General features: G+C 57.9%; 17 protein-coding genes. 8 read left to right on the top strand and 9 right to left on the bottom strand.

The features are described from left to right. Positions 1-29: 29 nt before the first annotated feature. A complete protein-coding gene (locus tag ACDO57_RS08825) occupies positions 30-914 on the bottom strand; it encodes a D-hexose-6-phosphate mutarotase (protein ID WP_024908574.1) in 885 nt (294 codons plus the stop codon). A 72-nt stretch (positions 915-986) separates the two neighbouring features. Next, a complete protein-coding gene (gapA, locus tag ACDO57_RS08820; RefSeq protein ID WP_014831506.1) occupies positions 987-1,982 on the bottom strand; it encodes a glyceraldehyde-3-phosphate dehydrogenase in 996 nt (331 codons plus the stop codon). A 340-nt stretch (positions 1,983-2,322) separates the two neighbouring features. On the opposite strand from gapA, the gene msrB reads away from it, so the two are divergent. Then, positions 2,323-2,736, top strand: coding sequence for a peptide-methionine (R)-S-oxide reductase MsrB (gene msrB / locus ACDO57_RS08815; protein WP_024908573.1), 414 nt, complete (start codon positions 2,323-2,325; stop codon positions 2,734-2,736). A gap of 56 nt (positions 2,737-2,792) precedes the next feature. Next, complete coding sequence (locus tag ACDO57_RS08810; RefSeq protein WP_370884124.1) at positions 2,793-3,056, top strand: YeaC family protein; 264 nt, start codon at positions 2,793-2,795, stop codon at positions 3,054-3,056. Between the two features lie 60 nt (positions 3,057-3,116). On the opposite strand, the gene ACDO57_RS08805 is transcribed toward ACDO57_RS08810, so the two are convergent. The 4 genes from ACDO57_RS08805 to sppA all read right to left on the bottom strand — a co-directional run bounded on the left by ACDO57_RS08805 (position 3,117) and on the right by sppA (position 8,178). Next, complete coding sequence (locus ACDO57_RS08805; RefSeq protein ID WP_370883855.1) at positions 3,117-4,373, bottom strand: glycoside hydrolase family 18 protein; 1,257 nt, start codon at positions 4,371-4,373, stop codon at positions 3,117-3,119. Between the two features lie 218 nt (positions 4,374-4,591). Next, on the bottom strand, positions 4,592-5,233 hold the full coding sequence (gene pncA, locus ACDO57_RS08800) for a bifunctional nicotinamidase/pyrazinamidase (RefSeq protein ID WP_148769061.1): 642 nt from the start codon (positions 5,231-5,233) through the stop codon (positions 4,592-4,594). 9 nt (positions 5,234-5,242) lie between these two features. Continuing rightward, positions 5,243-6,259: an asparaginase gene (gene ansA, locus ACDO57_RS08795; RefSeq protein WP_008500705.1), complete on the bottom strand. Its 1,017-nt coding sequence runs from the start codon at positions 6,257-6,259 to the stop codon at positions 5,243-5,245. Positions 6,260-6,321: 62 nt separating this feature from the next. Further along, positions 6,322-8,178 carry a signal peptide peptidase SppA gene (sppA, locus tag ACDO57_RS08790; protein WP_024908569.1) on the bottom strand — a complete coding sequence of 619 codons (1,857 nt, stop codon included), beginning with the start codon at positions 8,176-8,178 and terminating at the stop codon, positions 6,322-6,324. A 167-nt stretch (positions 8,179-8,345) separates the two neighbouring features. Here sppA and ACDO57_RS08785 point away from each other — a divergent pair, with 167 nt between their 5' ends. The 3 genes from ACDO57_RS08785 (at position 8,346) to ACDO57_RS08775 (ending at position 11,969) form a co-directional block, all read left to right on the top strand. Next, a complete protein-coding gene (locus ACDO57_RS08785; RefSeq protein WP_024908568.1) occupies positions 8,346-8,897 on the top strand; it encodes an NAD(P)H nitroreductase in 552 nt (183 codons plus the stop codon). Positions 8,898-9,013: 116 nt separating this feature from the next. Next, positions 9,014-10,057, top strand: a complete 1,044-nt coding sequence (selD, locus tag ACDO57_RS08780) for a selenide, water dikinase SelD (RefSeq protein WP_370883854.1) — start codon at positions 9,014-9,016, stop codon at positions 10,055-10,057. Between the two features lie 4 nt (positions 10,058-10,061). Next, positions 10,062-11,969: a DNA topoisomerase III gene (locus ACDO57_RS08775; protein WP_024908566.1), complete on the top strand. Its 1,908-nt coding sequence runs from the start codon at positions 10,062-10,064 to the stop codon at positions 11,967-11,969. A gap of 71 nt (positions 11,970-12,040) precedes the next feature. Here ACDO57_RS08775 and gdhA read toward each other — a convergent pair whose 3' ends face one another. Beyond that, on the bottom strand, positions 12,041-13,384 hold the full coding sequence (gene gdhA, locus ACDO57_RS08770; protein WP_208763778.1) for an NADP-specific glutamate dehydrogenase: 1,344 nt from the start codon (positions 13,382-13,384) through the stop codon (positions 12,041-12,043). A 228-nt stretch (positions 13,385-13,612) separates the two neighbouring features. Here gdhA and ACDO57_RS08765 point away from each other — a divergent pair, with 228 nt between their 5' ends. Next, a complete protein-coding gene (locus ACDO57_RS08765) occupies positions 13,613-13,891 on the top strand; it encodes a YnjH family protein (protein WP_024908564.1) in 279 nt (92 codons plus the stop codon). Here ACDO57_RS08765 and ACDO57_RS08760 read toward each other — a convergent pair. After that, positions 13,848-14,267: a pyrimidine (deoxy)nucleoside triphosphate diphosphatase gene (locus tag ACDO57_RS08760; RefSeq protein ID WP_024908563.1), complete on the bottom strand. Its 420-nt coding sequence runs from the start codon at positions 14,265-14,267 to the stop codon at positions 13,848-13,850. The genes ACDO57_RS08765 and ACDO57_RS08760 overlap by 44 nt on opposite strands. 75 nt (positions 14,268-14,342) lie before the next feature. On the opposite strand from ACDO57_RS08760, the gene ACDO57_RS08755 reads away from it, so the two are divergent. Further along, entirely contained in the window at positions 14,343-14,912 is a 570-nt protein-coding gene (locus ACDO57_RS08755) for a carboxymuconolactone decarboxylase family protein (RefSeq protein ID WP_370883853.1), read from the top strand. Then, the gene (locus tag ACDO57_RS08750; protein ID WP_370883852.1) at positions 14,905-15,522 is read left to right on the top strand and encodes a CDP-alcohol phosphatidyltransferase family protein; all 618 of its coding nucleotides are present in this window, start codon (positions 14,905-14,907) and stop codon (positions 15,520-15,522) included. Before ACDO57_RS08755 ends, ACDO57_RS08750 begins: the two co-directional genes overlap by 8 nt. Here ACDO57_RS08750 and ACDO57_RS08745 read toward each other — a convergent pair. Then, on the bottom strand, positions 15,519-16,826 hold the full coding sequence (locus ACDO57_RS08745) for a sulfurtransferase (RefSeq protein WP_370883851.1): 1,308 nt from the start codon (positions 16,824-16,826) through the stop codon (positions 15,519-15,521). The genes ACDO57_RS08750 and ACDO57_RS08745 overlap by 4 nt on opposite strands. Between the last annotated feature and the right edge of the window lie 41 nt (positions 16,827-16,867).

The following is a 16,867-nucleotide window of genomic DNA, read 5'->3' as shown; positions in this document are numbered from 1 at the left end:
CCCGTTTGCTTTGATGTGGTGCAGTAAGATTATCGCTTAACAATGCGGATCGTCTGCCCTAAACGAGACGGTTTTTCGTCGCTCGCTTTTTGCGGGGTGCTCACGCAGGCGGTTTCCACGCAGACAAACGTTTTATACCCTTCATCCGTCATGTCGGCCATGCTGACGGACAGCGCCGGGCCCGGGTTCCAGCCCACCACGTCGCTGTGATGATGATGGACCACTTCAATTCCGCGGTTCAGCGCGCCGTCGTGGATCACGCTGCACGCTTCCGGGTGCAGGTAGACGCGGTCGGTACGGTCAGGGAATGTCTGTATACCGTCGCTCAGTTTACCTTCTTTGGCGTTATCCACTTTGTCGATAAAGGTATCGCCAAGACCGCTCACCTTCACTGCGCCGATATCACCTACGTTGAAGTAGGTGTGCAGGGCTGCGGTGGTTTCAAACTCACCGTGGGCTTCCAGTTCGATTTCACAGGTTTTACCCAGCTTAAAGCGGGCATACAGGGTGAAATCATGCGGCCAGAGGGCGCGGGTTTCATCATTAGCCTGCAGCTCAAAGGTCAGCACGGCGCCGTTGTCATCTTCGTTGTGCGCTTTCAGCGTCCACTGCTGGTTACGGGCAAAACCGTGAGAAGGCAAACCCTGCTGGGCGGACGGGCCGAACCACGGCCAGCAGATCGGTACGCCACCGCGAATAGCCGCCCCTTTTTTGAAGGAGGTCGCATCGCTCAGCCATAAGCCTTCGGCTTCACCTTCCGGTTTCCAGGAGAGCAGGTGGGCGCCGTTCAGCGCCACGGAGGCTTTAACGCGTGGATGGTCAACGACGATAACGTCGGCACCGTCAATCTGACGGCGGGAAAGCACAGGGGTAAGTTGTTCGACTACCGGAAGTGCAAAAATTTTATTAATCATTAAGCAATCCTCTGTCTTATAAATAAAAAAGGCGACCGAAGTCGCCTTTTTGGATCAAGCACTCATCTCAACTTATTTGGAGATGTGAGCGATCAGGTCCAGTACTTTGTTAGAGTAGCCAGTTTCGTTGTCGTACCAGGATACCAGTTTAACGAAGTTGTCGTTCAGTGCGATACCCGCTTTAGCATCGAACACGGAAGTGCACACTTCGCCGTTGAAATCGGTAGATACAACGTCGTCTTCGGTGTAGCCCAGAACGCCTTTCATTGCGCCTTCGGAAGCAGCTTTGATTGCTTTCTTAATTTCTTCATAAGAAGCAGCTTTTTCCAGACGAACGGTCAGGTCAACAACGGATACGTTAGGAGTTGGAACGCGGAACGCCATACCAGTCAGTTTGCCATTCAGTTCTGGCAGTACTTTACCTACAGCTTTAGCAGCACCGGTAGAGGATGGGATGATGTTCTGAGCCGCGCCACGGCCGCCGCGCCAGTCTTTGTGAGACGGGCCATCAACGGTTTTCTGAGTAGCGGTGGTTGCGTGAACGGTAGTCATCAGACCTTCGATGATACCGAAGTTGTCGTTGATAACTTTAGCCAGCGGTGCCAGGCAGTTGGTGGTGCAGGATGCGTTAGACACGATATCCTGGCCAGCGTAAGTTTCGAAGTTTGCACCACGAACGAACATTGGGGTGTTGTCTTTGGAAGGACCAGTCAGAACAACTTTCTTCGCACCCGCAGTGATGTGTTTACGTGCAGTTTCGTCGGTCAGGAAGATACCGGTTGCTTCAGCAACAACGTCAACACCGATTTCGTTCCATTTCAGGTTAGCTGGGTCTTTTTCAGCAGTAACGCGGATGGTTTTGCCATTAACAACCAGGTGGCCGTCTTTCACTTCAACGGTGCCGTCGAAACGACCGTGAGTTGAGTCGTACTTCAGCATGTACGCCATGTATTCAGCGTCCAGGAGATCGTTGATACCAACGATTTCGATGTCAGAACGTTTCTGAGCAGCACGGAAAACAATACGGCCGATACGGCCAAAACCGTTGATACCTACTTTGATAGTCATATATTCCACCAGCTATTTGTTAGTGAATAAAAGGTTGCCTGTAAAATTACAAAAACCTTACGCAGCGTCAAGCGGAATCGTGTCAATCATTGCGACAAATCAATCCTGTGACTAACGTTTGTGCGACTGACTCGCCTCACTTTCCCTTTGAGCTTGCACCCATATGGGGGCTGCGCCGGGATTTTAAAGGCCTCGCAGGATAAAAATGTGAGCATGATCACAATTGCCTGACCGCCTTTTCGCGACACATAAGTTTAGATCAAAAGTGCACGCAAGGGTGTTAATGTTTTGTTAGAATCCGGGTTAAAAGATGTCTGTTTCTACAGCGAGATGTAAGCATATGTCGAACCAACGTAACCCTGAAGATTTGAAAAAAAACCTCACAGAAATGCAGTTTTACGTGACGCAGAATCACGGGACGGAACCGCCGTTCACCGGGCGTTTACTGCACAACAAGCGGGACGGCGTCTACCACTGCCTGGTCTGTGATGCGCCGCTGTTTAATTCCCAAACGAAATTTGATTCTGGCTGCGGCTGGCCGAGCTTTTACGAGCCGGTGAGCGATGAGGCCATACGCTACCTGACCGACTCGTCACACGGCATGGTGCGCACGGAAATTCGCTGCGGCAACTGCGATGCGCACCTTGGGCACGTCTTCCCGGATGGCCCTCAGCCCACGGGCGAGCGTTTCTGCGTGAATTCAGCCTCAATGAGCTTCACTGACGACGAAAACGGCGACCAGGTGAAGGGTTGAAAAAACGATTCAGCAAATTATTCCTTTGAAAGGGCGGGATTGTGAATATTGATGACATGATTAGCGGTATGACGCCGGAGATTTATCAGCGTCTGGTGACCGCCGTAGAGCTGGGAAAATGGCCCGATGGCATCGCGCTGACCCCGGAGCAAAAAGAGAACAGCCTGCAGCTGGTGATGCTGTGGCAGGCGCGCAATAACACCGACGCGCAGCACATGACGATCGACACCCAGGGCCAGATGGTGATGAAGAGCAAGCGTGAGCTGAAAGAAGACTTCGGCATCACGCCGAAGCCGATTGCGACGATGAAAATGCAATAACGGTGCGGGTTGATGCCCTCACCCAACCCTCTCCCACGGGGAGAGGGCTTGATTGTCTTACTACTTATGCGGGATCCCGAGCGACGCCGCCAGCTGTTTCGCTAACTGATTGTTGTCATCAGCCCCGTACTCCCAGAACATCGCCCCGGCGAGACCTTTCTCTTTGATGTAGTCCGCTTTGATCGCAACGGAACGTGGGTTCTCATAGGAAATCGCAAACAGCGCGTTGCCATCGGCACCCTTCACCGACAGCCACGGCACTTTTGCCTGGTCGTCCCAGTGCTCGGTAAAGCGCTTCTGCGGATCGTTCAACAGCTTTTTCACGATATCGTTGTACTTCACGTAGGTATCTTTGGTCAGGTCATAGCCGAGTGACTTGAACAACCCGATCTCCTGCGGCCCGAAGTAGGGCTGGGTAACCGGATTTTTTTGCGCATCCGGTTTGGTCCAGTCGATCCCCGGCTCTACGGCGCGTTTCGGCACGCGGCCATAGAAACCAATCCCGAGATTCATCTGCTGCGGCTTCAGTCCGGCGGCCAGATAGTTGTTCACCACAAAGTCCACGCTGTATTTGTCCGCGGCGGCCACCGTCGGCCAGGTGCTGGAATCATACAGGTTGGCGTTAAAATACTGCGTACCGTACGCCATGTCGTAGGTCATCAGGTTGATGTAGTCGAGCAGGGGCGCAATGGCTTTAACATCCACCCAGCTTTTCGGACTTTCCGCATTCGCGCCTACCGCAATGGTGACCAGCTTTTTATGCCCGAACGCGTCGCGTATCTCCTTCAGCAGGGCGGTAAAGTTACCCCGGTCGGCAGGCTGGCTTGCCACCAGCCCCCAGGCGCCGTTGACCGGATACTCCCAGTCGAGGTCGATCCCGTCCAGACCATATTTTTCGACAATCTCCTGCGCGGAGCGGATGAACACCGCGCGACTCTCTTGGGTTGCCGCTGCGCCAGAGAAGCCGCGCGCCCCCCAGCCGCCGACGGAAAGCAGCACTTTGAGGTTCGGGTTTTGCTTACGCAGAGTGGGGATTAAGGCCAGATCGGACGCCACTTTTGGCGATAGCCAGATTTGATGCAGCTTAGCCGGATCTTTCAGCGCGGCGTTGGTTTCGTCTTTTTCGTCGTTATAGACCAGACCAAACGAGTAGTTCAGGTGGGTGATCTGGCGAACGTCCAGTTTGTTGATATCGCCACCCGGTCCGGCGGTGACATCGCCACCCCCGTTAAAGTAGCCCACGGACATCATGGAACTGGCGGAGGCAACTGACGCGCAAAGCAAGGGTAATGCTGCCAGCAAGGGCAAACGTTTCATACAAGTTCCTCTTTGACTTAATAAAATTAACCACGCCACGGAAAAGGCGTGGCGAAAAAACAGCCTAAAGAGAATAGCATTGCCGCTTCGCTGAGGATGCGAGGGAGTTCACTTTATGAGGGATCGGAGGGGGAGTTTTGCCGGGTGGCGCTGACGCTTACCCGGCCTACGGGGAAAGGTAGGCCGGGTAAGCGTCAGCGCCACCCGGCTTAAAAGGCTTACGCCTGCGTCTCCAGCCAGTCTTCGAGCGTATACAGCGTCGCGCCTTCCGCAGCCATATCCATAAACGCCTGAGCGCTGTCCTGCGGGTGAATGTTCACCCCGCGGCAGCCGTCGGTGATGACGCTGACGGTATAACCTAGCTGGAGCGCATCCAGCACGGTGAACTTCACGCAGTAGTCCGTCGCCAGTCCCAGCACAATCAGCTCCGTGATTTCGTGATGACGTAACCACGCGTCCAGCGCCGTTTTCTGGCGATGCCCGTTATCAAAAAACGCGCTATAGCTGTCGATAGCAGGGTTTTCACCTTTATGGAACACCGCGTCGATGGCTCTCTGATTCAGGAGCGGATGCAGCGCCGCGCCTTCCGTCTGCTGTACGCAGTGATCCGGCCAGAAGGTTTGCGCCAGCCCGTCGAGCTCTCCCTGAGTGAAAGGCTCGACGTTATGCTGGCTGGCAAAGCTGCCGTGGTTCGCCGGGTGCCAGTCCTGGCTTGCGACAACCGCTTCGCCGCGGGCTTTGCACCAGTCTATCAGCGTGTTGGCCACGTCAACGGTGCTGTCACCTTCAGCGACGGCCAGCGCACCGCCCGCGCAGAAATCATTTTGCAAATCGACCAGTAGCAGGGCGCGTTGCTTCATGAGCACTCCTTATTCGTCCGGGGTCAGCTCGCCGCGCAGGTTTTGCATCATCGCGCTGCGAATGGACTGAATGTCCAGATCCTGACTCAGTAAATAGTGAAGTTTAGTCAGCGTTGCCTCAACGGTCATATCGAAGCCGCTGATGACCCCCGCATGCGCCAGCGCGTTGCCGGTGGCATAGCCGCCCATATTCACTTTACCGGACATGCACTGGGTCAGGTTCACCACCACAATTCCGCGCTCGCTGGCTTCCTGGAGCTCTTTCAGGAATTCACCGTTCTGCGGCGCATTGCCCACGCCGTAGGAGCGCAGGATCAGCGCCTTCACCGGCTGGCGCAGGAAGTTACGCACCACGTCCGCAGAGATACCCGGATAGATGGTGACCACGCCAATCGGTTGCGGAGTAATCGGATGCACAATCAGCTCGCCGGCGGTGTTCGGCGCCGGAGGGGTTCCCAGACGACGGATATGAATACCGGCCTCCAGCAGCGGCTGCAGGTTAGGGGAGGCAAAGGCGTCAAAGCCGTCTGCGTGGGCTTTGGTGGTGCGGTTGCCGCGATACAGACGGTTATTAAAGAACAGCGACACTTCGTTGATCGGGTAATTCGCCGCCACGTACAGGGAGTTCAGCAGGTTGATCTGCCCGTCGGAGCGCAGCTCCGCCAGCGGGATTTGCGACCCGGTGACGATAACCGGCTTGCTCAGGTTCTCCAGCATGAAGGAGAGCGCCGAGGCGGTAAACGCCATGGTGTCGGTGCCGTGCAGGATCACGAAGCCGTCGTACTGGTCGTAATGGGCTTTAATGTCATCCGCGATGTGCTGCCAGTCTTCCGGCGTCATGTCGGAGGAGTCCATCAGCGGCTCGTATTCGTGGATAGTAAAGTCAGGCATTTCCGGACGGTGGAATTCTGGCATCAGCGCAAGCTGACGCTGAAGGTGGCCGGAGACGGGGATATAGCCGTTTTCGGAGCGCTGCATACCGATGGTACCGCCAGTGTAGGCTACATAAATCGATTTCTTCTGCATGGTAGTGAGTTCTTGTTCTTCAAAAGAAAAAATCCCCTCTTCGCGGGAAGAGGGGACGGTTTTTAACGGACGTTAGCGCAGGTCAGGCAAAACGCGTAACGACTCTGTGGATCGTTAAAGGCCGCAAGCTTATCGCTTTCTGCCTTCATCGCTTTTGCCGCCGTGGCGACTGGCGCAGGCAGGTAAGCCTGCAGCGCCTCCGGCAGCATGGCGCGTACCGAGCCGGACATGCTGTCCATGACCATATCGAAGAACGACGGTTCGTCCTGGTAATACTCGATATGCCACTGCTTCAGCTTCGCCAGTTCGGCGGCTTTCTTCACCGCGTCATCGAAGTCACCCAGGCTGTCCACCAGTCCGTTGCTCTTCGCATCCTGACCGGTCCAGACGTGGCCCTGCGCAATCTGATCGATCTGCTCAGGCGTTTTTTTACGCGAGTCTGCGACCAGGGTGATAAAGCGTTTATAGCCGTTCTCAATGCTGAGCTGCATCATCTCAGAGACTTCCGGCGGGAGGGATTTGGTCACCGACACATCCGCCAGCGGAGAGGTCGCTACGCCATCGGTATGCACGCCCAGAGAATCCAGGCTGTTCTCCACGGTGTTGATCACCCCGAAGATGCCAATCGAACCGGTCAGCGTGCTTGGGTTAGCCACGATGTAGTTGGCTGGCGTTGAGATCCAGTAACCTCCGGAGGCGGCCATTCCGCCCATTGAGACGACGACCGGCTTACCGGCGGCGCGCGCCGCAGCCAGTTCAGCGCGGATCACCTCGGAGGCGCTCACGCTGCCGCCAGGGCTGTTGACCCGCAGGACAATTGCCTTCACTTTTGGATCGAGGCGCGCATCGCGGATTTGTGACGCGGTAGTATCGCCGCCCACGTTCCCCGGGGTCTCCTGACCGTCCATGATCGCACCGTTGGCAAAGACCACCGCGACGCTGTCACCGCTGTCATCCGGCTTTTTCGTCGAGTAATCATACATGCTGATGGCGCTGTAGTTTTTATCCTCTTTGCTCCAGCCAAACTGCTTGCTCAGGGATTTTTCAATCTCGGCGCTGGTGCCCAGGGCATCAACCAGTTTGTTATCCAGCGCATATTTCGCGGTATCGCCGTCAACCTTACGCAGGCCTTCCAGCACGCCCTGCGCGCCAGGGAACGCCTGCTCAGGCGTAATCTGACGGTTCGCGGCAACGGTGCCCAGATAGTTCTGCCACAGCTCACCAATCCAGCGGCTGTCCGCTTCGCGGGCGGCAGGGGACATATCGTCGCGGATAAACGGCTCCACGGCAGATTTGTACGTACCGACGCGGAAGACGTGGGTGGTGACCTTCAGCTTATCGAGCAGCGATTTGTAGTACAGGCCGTTGGTGGCAAAGCCGTGCAGATCGACCGTACCCTGTGGGGAGAGCCAGATCTTATTGGCGAAGCTCGCCAGATAATATTGCCCCTGGCTGTAGCTGTCGCCCACGGCAATCACCGGCTTGCCGCTGTCGCGGAATTCGCGCAGCGCTTTACCGATGTACTGCATTGAAGGCTGATCGCCTCCGGCAAAATCTTTCAGATCCAGCACGATCCCGGTGATGTTACGGTCGTTTTTGGCCTGACGGATGGTATCGACGATATCAAACAGGGAGTTTTCCTGCAGACGATCTGAGGTTGCGCCAAACAGCTGGCGACCAATCACGCTCAGGCGACTGCTGGTGGACGGCTTATCAACGATAACGCCGGTGATATCAAGTAATAGCGCGCCGCGCGTTGAATGCTGCGCCTGATTCGCGTTACTGATATGCATCCAGATGCCCGCGCAAACCAGAACCAGGAAGATGAAGAAGATGTTCATCACCAGGTTGCGGACGAAGTTGAGCAGTCTCCACGTCCATTTAAAGAAACCGGCAATGATTCGCCAAAGGGTTCGCATGTATTCTCCCTAACCAGAAAATGACTGTTTCCGTCGCCACTGGACGGTAATGTTGGGTTATCGTAATGACCCAACCGCCACTTGTCAGCAGGAATCGCCTGCCAGGCTGTAACAAAATCTGCCGCCGTGTTAATTTTGTGAGTAAATTTCAAGAAAGGAGTTAACCAATGGACGCACTCGAACTGCTTGTTAACCGCCGTAGCGCTTCCCGTCTGGCCGAACCTGCCCCGGCAGGCGAGCAGCTGGAGAACATTCTGCGTGCCGGCATGCGTGCCCCCGATCATGGCACACTGCAGCCATGGCACTTCTTTGTAATTGAAGGCGAAGGCCGCGATCGTTTCAGTCAACTGCTGGAGCAGGGGGCGGTGGCCGCCGGGCAGGATGAGAAAGGGATCGACAAGGCGCGCAATGCTCCGTTCCGCGCGCCGATGATCGTCACCGTCGTGGCAAAATGCCAGGCCGACCATAAGGTGCCGGTTTGGGAGCAGGAAATGTCCGCAGGCTGTGCGGTGATGGCGATGCAAATGGCCGCTGTCGCACAAGGCTTCAACGGTATCTGGCGCACCGGCCCGCTGACCGAAAGCCCGGCGGTCCGGGACGGTTTTGGCTGCGGTGAGCATGACAAAATTGTCGGCTTCCTCTACCTCGGCACCCCGCAGCTTAAAGCCTCCAGCACCATCAGCGTGCCGGACACCACGCCTTTCGTCAGCCGTTTCTGATAACGCACGCTAAACTGTCTGGATTCTGAGCATCTGCCGCAGAATTCAGACAGTCATACTTACCTCTTTATGGAATGAGCGCTACCATAGCGCGATTGAGATGACAGGAGACGTCCATGAGCGAGCAAACCATTCGTTTAACGCAGTACAGCCACGGAGCCGGTTGCGGTTGTAAAATTTCCCCGAAAGTGCTGGAGACCATCCTGCACAGTGAACAGGCGAAGTTTGTCGACCCGAACCTGCTTGTCGGCAACGAAACGCGTGACGATGCTGCAGTTTATGACTTAGGTAACGGCACCAGTATTATCAGCACCACCGACTTCTTTATGCCGATTGTCGACAACCCGTTCGACTTCGGTCGCATTGCGGCCACCAATGCCATCAGCGATATCTTCGCCATGGGGGGGAAGCCGATCATGGCGATTGCCATTCTGGGCTGGCCGATCAACACCATCCCGCCGGAAGTGGCTCGTGAAGTGATTGATGGCGGCCGTTTTGCCTGCCAGCAGGCGGGAATTGCGCTGGCCGGCGGTCACTCTATTGATGCACCTGAACCGATCTTCGGCCTGGCCGTCACCGGCGTGGTGCCGACCGAACGCGTGAAGCGCAACAGCACCGCGCAGGCGGGCTGCAAGCTGTTCCTCACCAAGCCGCTGGGCATTGGCGTGCTGACCACCGCCGAGAAAAAGTCCCTGCTGAAGCCCGAGCACAAAGGTCTGGCTACGGAAGTGATGTGCCAGATGAACCTCGCCGGTGCGGCATTCGCCAATATCGACGGCGTGAAGGCGATGACCGACGTCACCGGTTTTGGTCTGCTGGGACACCTCTCTGAGGTCTGTCAGGGCGCGGGCGTGCAGGCGCAGATCTGGTATCAGGACGTGCCGAAGCTGCCGGGCGTGGAGGATTATATTGCTCAGGGCGCGGTCCCGGGCGGTACCCAGCGCAACTTCGCCAGCTACGGTCACCTGATGGGCGAAATGCCTGAGGAGTGGCGCAACCTGCTGTGCGATCCGCAAACCTCCGGCGGCCTGCTGCTGGCGGTGACGCCGGAGTCAGAAGCTGACGTTCAGGCGACCGCCGCCGAGTTCGGCATCACCCTGACGGCGATCGGCGAGCTGGTGACCGCGCGCGGTGGCCGACCGATGATTGAGATCCGTTAATTCGATGCGGTTGTTTATTGCCGAAAAGCCGAGCCTGGCCCGTGCCATCGCCGACGTGCTGCCTAAGCCGCATCGCAAAGGCGACGGCTTTATCGAATGCGGTAACGGGCAGGTGGTTACCTGGTGTATCGGTCACCTGCTTGAGCAGGCACAGCCGGATGTCTATGACAGCCGCTACGCCCGCTGGAATTTAAACGATCTGCCCATCGTGCCGGAAAAATGGCGCCTGCAGCCCCGGCCTTCGGTCACCAAACAGCTGAACGTGATCAAGCGCTTCCTGCATGAAGCGGCTGAAATCGTGCACGCGGGTGACCCGGACAGGGAAGGGCAGCTGCTGGTGGATGAGGTGCTGGACTATCTGGAGCTGGCGCCGGAAAAGCGCCAGCAGGTGCAGCGCTGCCTGATCAACGACCTTAACCCGCAGGCGGTGGAGCGAGCCATTTCGCGCCTGCGCGCCAACAGCGAGTTTATTCCGCTGTGCGTCTCGGCTTTAGCCCGCGCCCGCGCCGACTGGCTGTACGGCATCAACATGACCCGCGCCTACACCATTCTTGGGCGTAATGCGGGCTATCAGGGCGTGCTCTCCGTGGGCCGCGTGCAGACGCCGGTGCTGGGGCTGGTCGTGCGTCGTGACGAAGAGATTGAGAACTTCGTCGCCAAAGATTTTTTTGAAGTGAAAGCGCATATCGTCACGCCTAAAGACGAACGCTTTACCGCCGTCTGGCAGCCGAGCGATGCCTGCGAATCCTATCAGGATGAAGAGGGGCGCCTGCTCCATCGTCCGCTGGCCGATCATGTGGTTAACCGCATTACCGGGCAGCCCGCTATCGTCACCAGCTATAACGATAAACGGGAATCAGAACCCGCGCCGCTGCCGTTCTCGCTGTCGGCCCTGCAGATTGAGGCCGCGAAGCGCTTTGGCCTCAGCGCGCAGAACGTGCTGGATATCTGCCAGAAGCTCTATGAAACCCATAAGCTCATCACCTATCCGCGTTCGGATAGCCGTTATCTGCCGGAAGAGCACTTTGCCGGACGCCATTCGGTGATGAACGCCATTAGCGTGCACGCGCCGGATCTCCTGCCGCAGCCGGTGGTGAACCCGGACACCCATAACCGCTGCTGGGACGATAAAAAGGTGGACGCCCACCACGCGATTATCCCGACGGCGCGTGCCAGCAGCGTCAACCTGACCGACAACGAAGCGAAGGTCTATAACCTGATCGCCCGTCAGTACCTGATGCAGTTCTGCCCGGACGCGGTGTTCCGCAAATGCGTAATCGAACTGGAAATCGCGAAAGGGAAATTCATTGCTAAAGCCCGTTTCCTTGCAGAAGCAGGCTGGCGCACGCTGCTGGGGAACAAAGAGCGTGACGAGGAGAACGACGGCACGCCGCTGCCGGTGGTTGCTAAAGATGACGAACTGCTGTGCGAGAAGGGCGAAGTGGTTGAACGTCAGACTCAGCCCCCGCGCCATTTCACCGATGCGACGCTGCTGTCGGCGATGACCGGGATCGCCCGGTTTGTGCAGGATAAAGATCTGAAGAAGATCCTGCGCGCCACCGACGGTCTGGGTACGGAAGCAACCCGCGCGGGGATCATCGAGCTGCTCTTTAAGCGCGGTTTTCTTGAGAAAAAGGGGCGCTACATCCATTCGACCGAGCCGGGCCGCGCGCTGATTCATTCCCTGCCTGAGCTGGCCGCCAGGCCGGACATGACCGCGCACTGGGAATCGGTGCTGACGCAGATCAGCGAGAAGCAGTGCCGCTATCAGGACTTTATGCAGCCGCTGGTGGGGACGCTTTACCAGCTGATCGATCAGGCGCGCAGCACGCCGGTGAAGCGCTTCAGAGGGATGGTTGCACCAGGCGCGGGTGCGAAGAAACCGTTTAAAAAGAAGAAGAGCGCGGCCTGATACGCCCGGTTTTCTCCCTCTCCCTGTGGGAGAGGGCTGGGGTGAGGGCACCCGGCCGCACGATATAAACCTTAAATCACACCCTGCCCAATCATGGCATCTGCCACCTTCACGAACCCGGCGATATTCGCCCCGCGCACGTAGTTGGTTTGCGACGCTTCACCGCCGTACTCCACGCAGGCGTGGTGAATATCCAGCATGATATGGTGCAGGCGCGCGTCCACTTTTTCCGCCTTCCAGCCGAGACGCGCGGCGTTTTGCGCCATCTCGAGGCCGGAGGTTGCCACGCCGCCCGCGTTGGCAGCCTTGCCCGGTGCAAACAGCACGCCCGCGTCCAGGAACAGATTGGTCGCGTCGATGGTGGTCGGCATGTTCGCCCCTTCGGCCACCGCTTTTACGCCGTTGCTAATCAACGTGCGTGCGGCTTCAACGTCCAGCTCGTTCTGCGTGGCGCACGGCAGGGCGATATCCACCGGCACGCCCCACGGCTGTTTTCCTTCCAGGTAGGTCAGGCCAAACTCCCGGGCATAATCCGCCACGCGGCCATCGCGGCTGGCTTTGATTTCACACAGGCGCGCCAGCTTCTCTGCCGTAAAGCCCGCTTCATCCACCACCGTGCCGCTGGAGTCAGAGGCGGTTACCACGCGAGCGCCAAACTGCATCGCTTTCTCAATCGCGTACTGCGCCACGTTACCGGAGCCGGACACCGCGACGCGCATGCCTTCAAAGCCTAAACCGTGGCGCTTGAGCATGGCCTCGGTGAAGTAAACCAGGCCGTACCCGGTCGCTTCCGGGCGAATCAGGCTCCCGCCAAACGACAGCCCCTTGCCGGTAAAGACGCAGGCGCTGTTGTTGGAGAGCTTTTTCATCATCCCGGCCATAAAGCCCACTTCACGTCCGCCGACGCCGATATCACCGGCAGGAACGTCGGTATCCGGGCCGAGGTGACGGTAGAGTTCGGTCATCAGCGCCTGGCAGAAGCGCATCACTTCGCCTTCGCTTTTGCCTTTCGGATCGAAATCGCTTCCGCCTTTCCCGCCGCCCATCGGCAGCGTGGTGAGGGCGTTTTTAAAGGTCTGCTCGAAGCCGAGGAATTTCAGGATCGACAGGTTCACGGAAGGATGGAAGCGCATGCCGCCCTTAAACGGGCCAATGGCCGAGTTAAACTGCACGCGCCACGCGCGGTTGACCTGCACCTGATTGCGATCGTCCACCCACGTCACGCGGAACTGGATCACGCGCTCTGGCTCGACAAGGCGTTCAAGCAGAGACATCTGGCGATAGCGCGGGTTTTGTTCAAGGAAGGGCCACAGGGTGGTCATCACTTCACGCACGGCCTGCGCGAACTCGCTTTGGTGCGGGTCGCGCTGCTGAACATGGGCAAGGAAACTTTCCAGAGAGCGTGTCTGATCCATAGATATAAGAACCTCTTATAATAATGTTTGTATATGACTTATACGTTTTGTGTTGTTTTTTTGACTATACCACCCGTACCGCTTTGTGTGGCAAGCAGAAATGTAGGGCGAAAGGGAAATTAATGACATGTGCTGTGTCATAACCAAAAGCGATGAAGAGATAAATTAAAGGTTCCGCTCTGGTTTACCGTTATAGTCATTATCAAGGAACAACAGGAAGATGTGTCTATGAACCGTTATCTACTCACCGCGTTATGTCTGATCTTCACTGCTGGCGCGCAGGCTGACCGCATTCGTCCGGATGTGGAAGTGAATGTGCCGCCGGAAGTGTTTAGCTCCAGCGGTCAGAATCAAACGGTGCAGCCCTGCAATCAGTGCTGTATCTATCAGAATCAGAACTACTCGGAAGGGGCCGTGGTGAAAGCGGACGGCGTGCTGTTGCAGTGCCAGCGCGACGAGCGCGTTATCGGCACGAACCCGCTGGTCTGGCGTCGCGTAAAACAATAAACGCTTCCAGCAGCGGAATATCCGCGGGGGCCAGGGCGTAGCCAAACGCCTCTTCCGGCGTACACCACGCCAGCGCGCTGTGGTAGTGCGCCGTGAGCTCGCCGCTAAACGCAGGAACGTGCCAGGCGTGCAGGTTGATTAACCGCTGCGAGACTTCGCGCTGGTGGCTGGCCACGTATTGCGCAGGCAGCGCTTCAATACCCAACTCTTCGCGCAGCTCGCGGATAAGCGCCTCGGGCTGGGTTTCACCCGCCTCGACTTTGCCGCCTGCAAATTCCCACATGCCCGGCTGGTCGGCGTGGGCAGGGCGCTGCGCCAGTAAAATTTTGTCGTCTTTTTCGATGATGGCGGCAACGACATCGAGTGTTTTCAGCATGGTCGTCAATAATTGATAGCGAAAAAAGACATATTATCGTGCCCTTTCTCAGAGTCCAGTAATCAGGAGAATCAGGTGAAAGAGACCACCGCCTGGGTTGCCCCTATCGAATCCCTTCCCGCCAGCCTTAAACCGATTGCCGCCATGCAGAAAAAGCATTTTGGCGCGGTGCTGAATCCCACCCGCTGGTGGGGGCGCATGCCGCGTCTGTTCTGGCTGGTGGCGCTGTTTGTCGGTTTTCTGGAGCGTCGTCGCGCGCGCCTGACGCCCGTGCTTCGTTCGCTGCTCATGACGCGGGTGTCCCAGCTCTGCCACTGTGCTTTCTGTATTGATGCCAACAGCCTGCGGCTGGCCGAGCGCTGCGGCGCGCTGGATAAGGTTCAGGCCGTGGGGGACTGGCAGGATTCCACTTTGTTCTCCGAACAGGAGCGCGCGGCGCTGGCCTACGCCGAGGCGGTGACCGCAACGCCACCCCGGGCGGATGAGGCCATCAGAACGGCGCTGAAGCGCCACTTTACGGATGACGCCATCACCGAGATGACGGCGCTCATTGCCTTTCAGAATCTCTCCGCCCGCTTTAATGCCGCGCTGGATATTCCGGCTCAGGGGCTGTGCGCCACGTTTAATGAGACGCCTCATGCTTGACCGTCACCTGCACCCGCGGGTAAAGCCCGTTCTGAATCGTCTGGTTTCCGTGCTGGACAGGCCGGGCATTACGCCCGACGGATTAACCCTGACCGGGTTTGCGATTGGCGTGCTGGCGCTGCCGTTTCTGGCCCTCGGCTGGTATCCGGCGGCGCTGGTCGTCATCGTGCTGAACCGCCTGCTGGACGGTCTGGACGGGGCGCTGGCGCGCCGCAGGGGGCTGACCGATGCGGGAGGATTTCTCGATATCGCGCTCGACTTTCTGTTCTACGCCCTGGTGCCGTTTGGCTTTGCGCTCGCTGCTCCCGCAGAGAATGCGCTGGCGGCCGCCTGGCTGCTGTTTGCGTTTATTGGTACCGGCAGCAGTTTTCTGGCGTTTGCGGCGCTGGCCGCGAAGCACGACATCGACAACCCCGGCTATGCGCACAAGTCGTTTTATTACATCGGTGGGTTAACGGAAGGGACGGAGACCATCGCGCTGTTTGTGCTGTGCTGCCTCTTCCCGGCGCACTTTACGCTATTCGCGTGGATATTCGGCGCGCTGTGCTGGCTGACCACCACAACGCGCGTCTGGAGCGGCTACGTGACGCTGAAGTCACTCACCCCTTAGAGAGCGCTTTCTGGCCCGCGCTCACCGGTTGTCACCGGGTTCTGCGGGTGACTGCTCCATTCGTACCAGCCGCCGTCATAGACGGCGATATTCTTCCAGCCCATCGCCCGGGCGTACATAAAGGTTTCGGACGCCCGCCAGCCGGTGCCGCAGTAAAACGCGACGTGCTGTTCCGGCAGAATATTCCAGCGCTTCCACTGGGCGGCGATGTCGTCCGCACTGCGCATGGTGCCATCCGGGTTATGGAAATCCTCCATGTGGGTAGCATCGCTGCCCGCATGACCCCAGCGGGCACCGGCTATTTCACCTTTTGGCTTGATGTAGCTGTAGCCGCTGGTTTCGCCGATGAACTCCGGCCACGAACGAATGCTGACCAGGGAGGCATCCTGACGGTGCAGCATCCCGCGCGCCTGTTCCATATCGACCATCAGCTGCGGCTGGCCGGGGATTGGCGCGCCGAAATCGGGGGCTGGCGTCACTTTGCCGGGCGTGCCGCGCTCAACCGGGAGGCCTGCATCTGACCACGCCTTCCAGCCGCCGTCGAGAATACGCACATCCTTCACGCCCGCATACAGCATAATCTGCGCCACGCGCGCGGCGGCGTAAACGTCACGACCATACAAGATGACGGTGGTGTCGTGGCGGATCCCGTGCTTCGCCAGCATCGCTTTCAGCTTGTCGTCGGAGACTTTATTCCACAGCGGCTCGCTTTCCACTTCGTTAGTATCGATGTAGCCCGCGCCGGGAATGTGGTTCAGCAGGTAAAACTTCGGTGCGCCCCAGGCGGCTTCGATCACTTTCCAGTCACCCGACGGCGCGGCGGTCACGGGTTTACCCTGCTGGAGGCGGTGGATCCACTGCGGGTAAACCAGCTGTTCAAAATGAGGCAGGCGCTGAAGGCGGTCGGGTGTCTGCAGTGCATCGCTGAGCAGCGAAACGTGGCGGTATCCGGCTTTCTCCAGGCGGGCTTTCACCGCCAGGTTATCGTTCTCGTCGCCGTACAGGGCGATGACCGTTGCAGGGGTAAGCTGATGCAGTTTTGCCCAAAGCGCAATCTGCTCGTCGCTCATGGCGCTGAGCCAGGCGGCAGCAAGGTTGAGTGCAGCGGGTTCATGCCCGGAGGGGCCGCTGAGCGTCTGCGGCCAGCCGTTGTAAAACGCGCTGGCGCGGGTGTCGACAGGCGTGCCGTGCTGCGCCTGAAGCTGAGACAGCGTGATGGCGTTGGGCATATCAGCCGCCAGCGAGGAAAAAGAAGCGAGGCCGCAGAGCAGGGCCAGCGCGGTCAGTTGAGAAACACGTTTCATCGAATAACCTGACGTCAGTAAAAGAGGGGGGCATTGTCGTC

Origin of the sequence: Enterobacter cloacae complex sp. 2015409, from assembly GCF_041365315.1 — a bacterium.
GTDB lineage: Bacteria > Pseudomonadota > Gammaproteobacteria > Enterobacterales > Enterobacteriaceae > Enterobacter > Enterobacter pseudoroggenkampii.
Note: the sequence above shows the minus strand (reverse complement) of the source record. Positions and strands in the feature narration are given on the sequence as shown.

Excerpts from the sequence above, each read along its gene's own strand:
- ACDO57_RS08825 (WP_024908574.1), bottom strand. The coding sequence starts at position 914 with ATGATTAATAAAATTTTTGCACTTCCGGTAGTCGAACAACTTACCCCT.
- gapA (WP_014831506.1), bottom strand. The coding sequence starts at position 1,982 with ATGACTATCAAAGTAGGTATCAACGGTTTTGGCCGTATCGGCCGTATT.
- msrB (WP_024908573.1), top strand. The coding sequence starts at position 2,323 with ATGTCGAACCAACGTAACCCTGAAGATTTGAAAAAAAACCTCACAGAA.
- ACDO57_RS08810 (WP_370884124.1), top strand. The coding sequence starts at position 2,793 with ATGATTAGCGGTATGACGCCGGAGATTTATCAGCGTCTGGTGACCGCC.
- ACDO57_RS08805 (WP_370883855.1), bottom strand. The coding sequence starts at position 4,373 with ATGAAACGTTTGCCCTTGCTGGCAGCATTACCCTTGCTTTGCGCGTCA.
- pncA (WP_148769061.1), bottom strand. The coding sequence starts at position 5,233 with ATGAAGCAACGCGCCCTGCTACTGGTCGATTTGCAAAATGATTTCTGC.
- ansA (WP_008500705.1), bottom strand. The coding sequence starts at position 6,259 with ATGCAGAAGAAATCGATTTATGTAGCCTACACTGGCGGTACCATCGGT.
- sppA (WP_024908569.1), bottom strand. The coding sequence starts at position 8,178 with ATGCGAACCCTTTGGCGAATCATTGCCGGTTTCTTTAAATGGACGTGG.
- ACDO57_RS08785 (WP_024908568.1), top strand. The coding sequence starts at position 8,346 with ATGGACGCACTCGAACTGCTTGTTAACCGCCGTAGCGCTTCCCGTCTG.
- selD (WP_370883854.1), top strand. The coding sequence starts at position 9,014 with ATGAGCGAGCAAACCATTCGTTTAACGCAGTACAGCCACGGAGCCGGT.
- ACDO57_RS08775 (WP_024908566.1), top strand. The coding sequence starts at position 10,062 with ATGCGGTTGTTTATTGCCGAAAAGCCGAGCCTGGCCCGTGCCATCGCC.
- gdhA (WP_208763778.1), bottom strand. The coding sequence starts at position 13,384 with ATGGATCAGACACGCTCTCTGGAAAGTTTCCTTGCCCATGTTCAGCAG.
- ACDO57_RS08765 (WP_024908564.1), top strand. The coding sequence starts at position 13,613 with ATGAACCGTTATCTACTCACCGCGTTATGTCTGATCTTCACTGCTGGC.
- ACDO57_RS08760 (WP_024908563.1), bottom strand. The coding sequence starts at position 14,267 with ATGCTGAAAACACTCGATGTCGTTGCCGCCATCATCGAAAAAGACGAC.
- ACDO57_RS08750 (WP_370883852.1), top strand. The coding sequence starts at position 14,905 with ATGCTTGACCGTCACCTGCACCCGCGGGTAAAGCCCGTTCTGAATCGT.
- ACDO57_RS08745 (WP_370883851.1), bottom strand. The coding sequence starts at position 16,826 with ATGAAACGTGTTTCTCAACTGACCGCGCTGGCCCTGCTCTGCGGCCTC.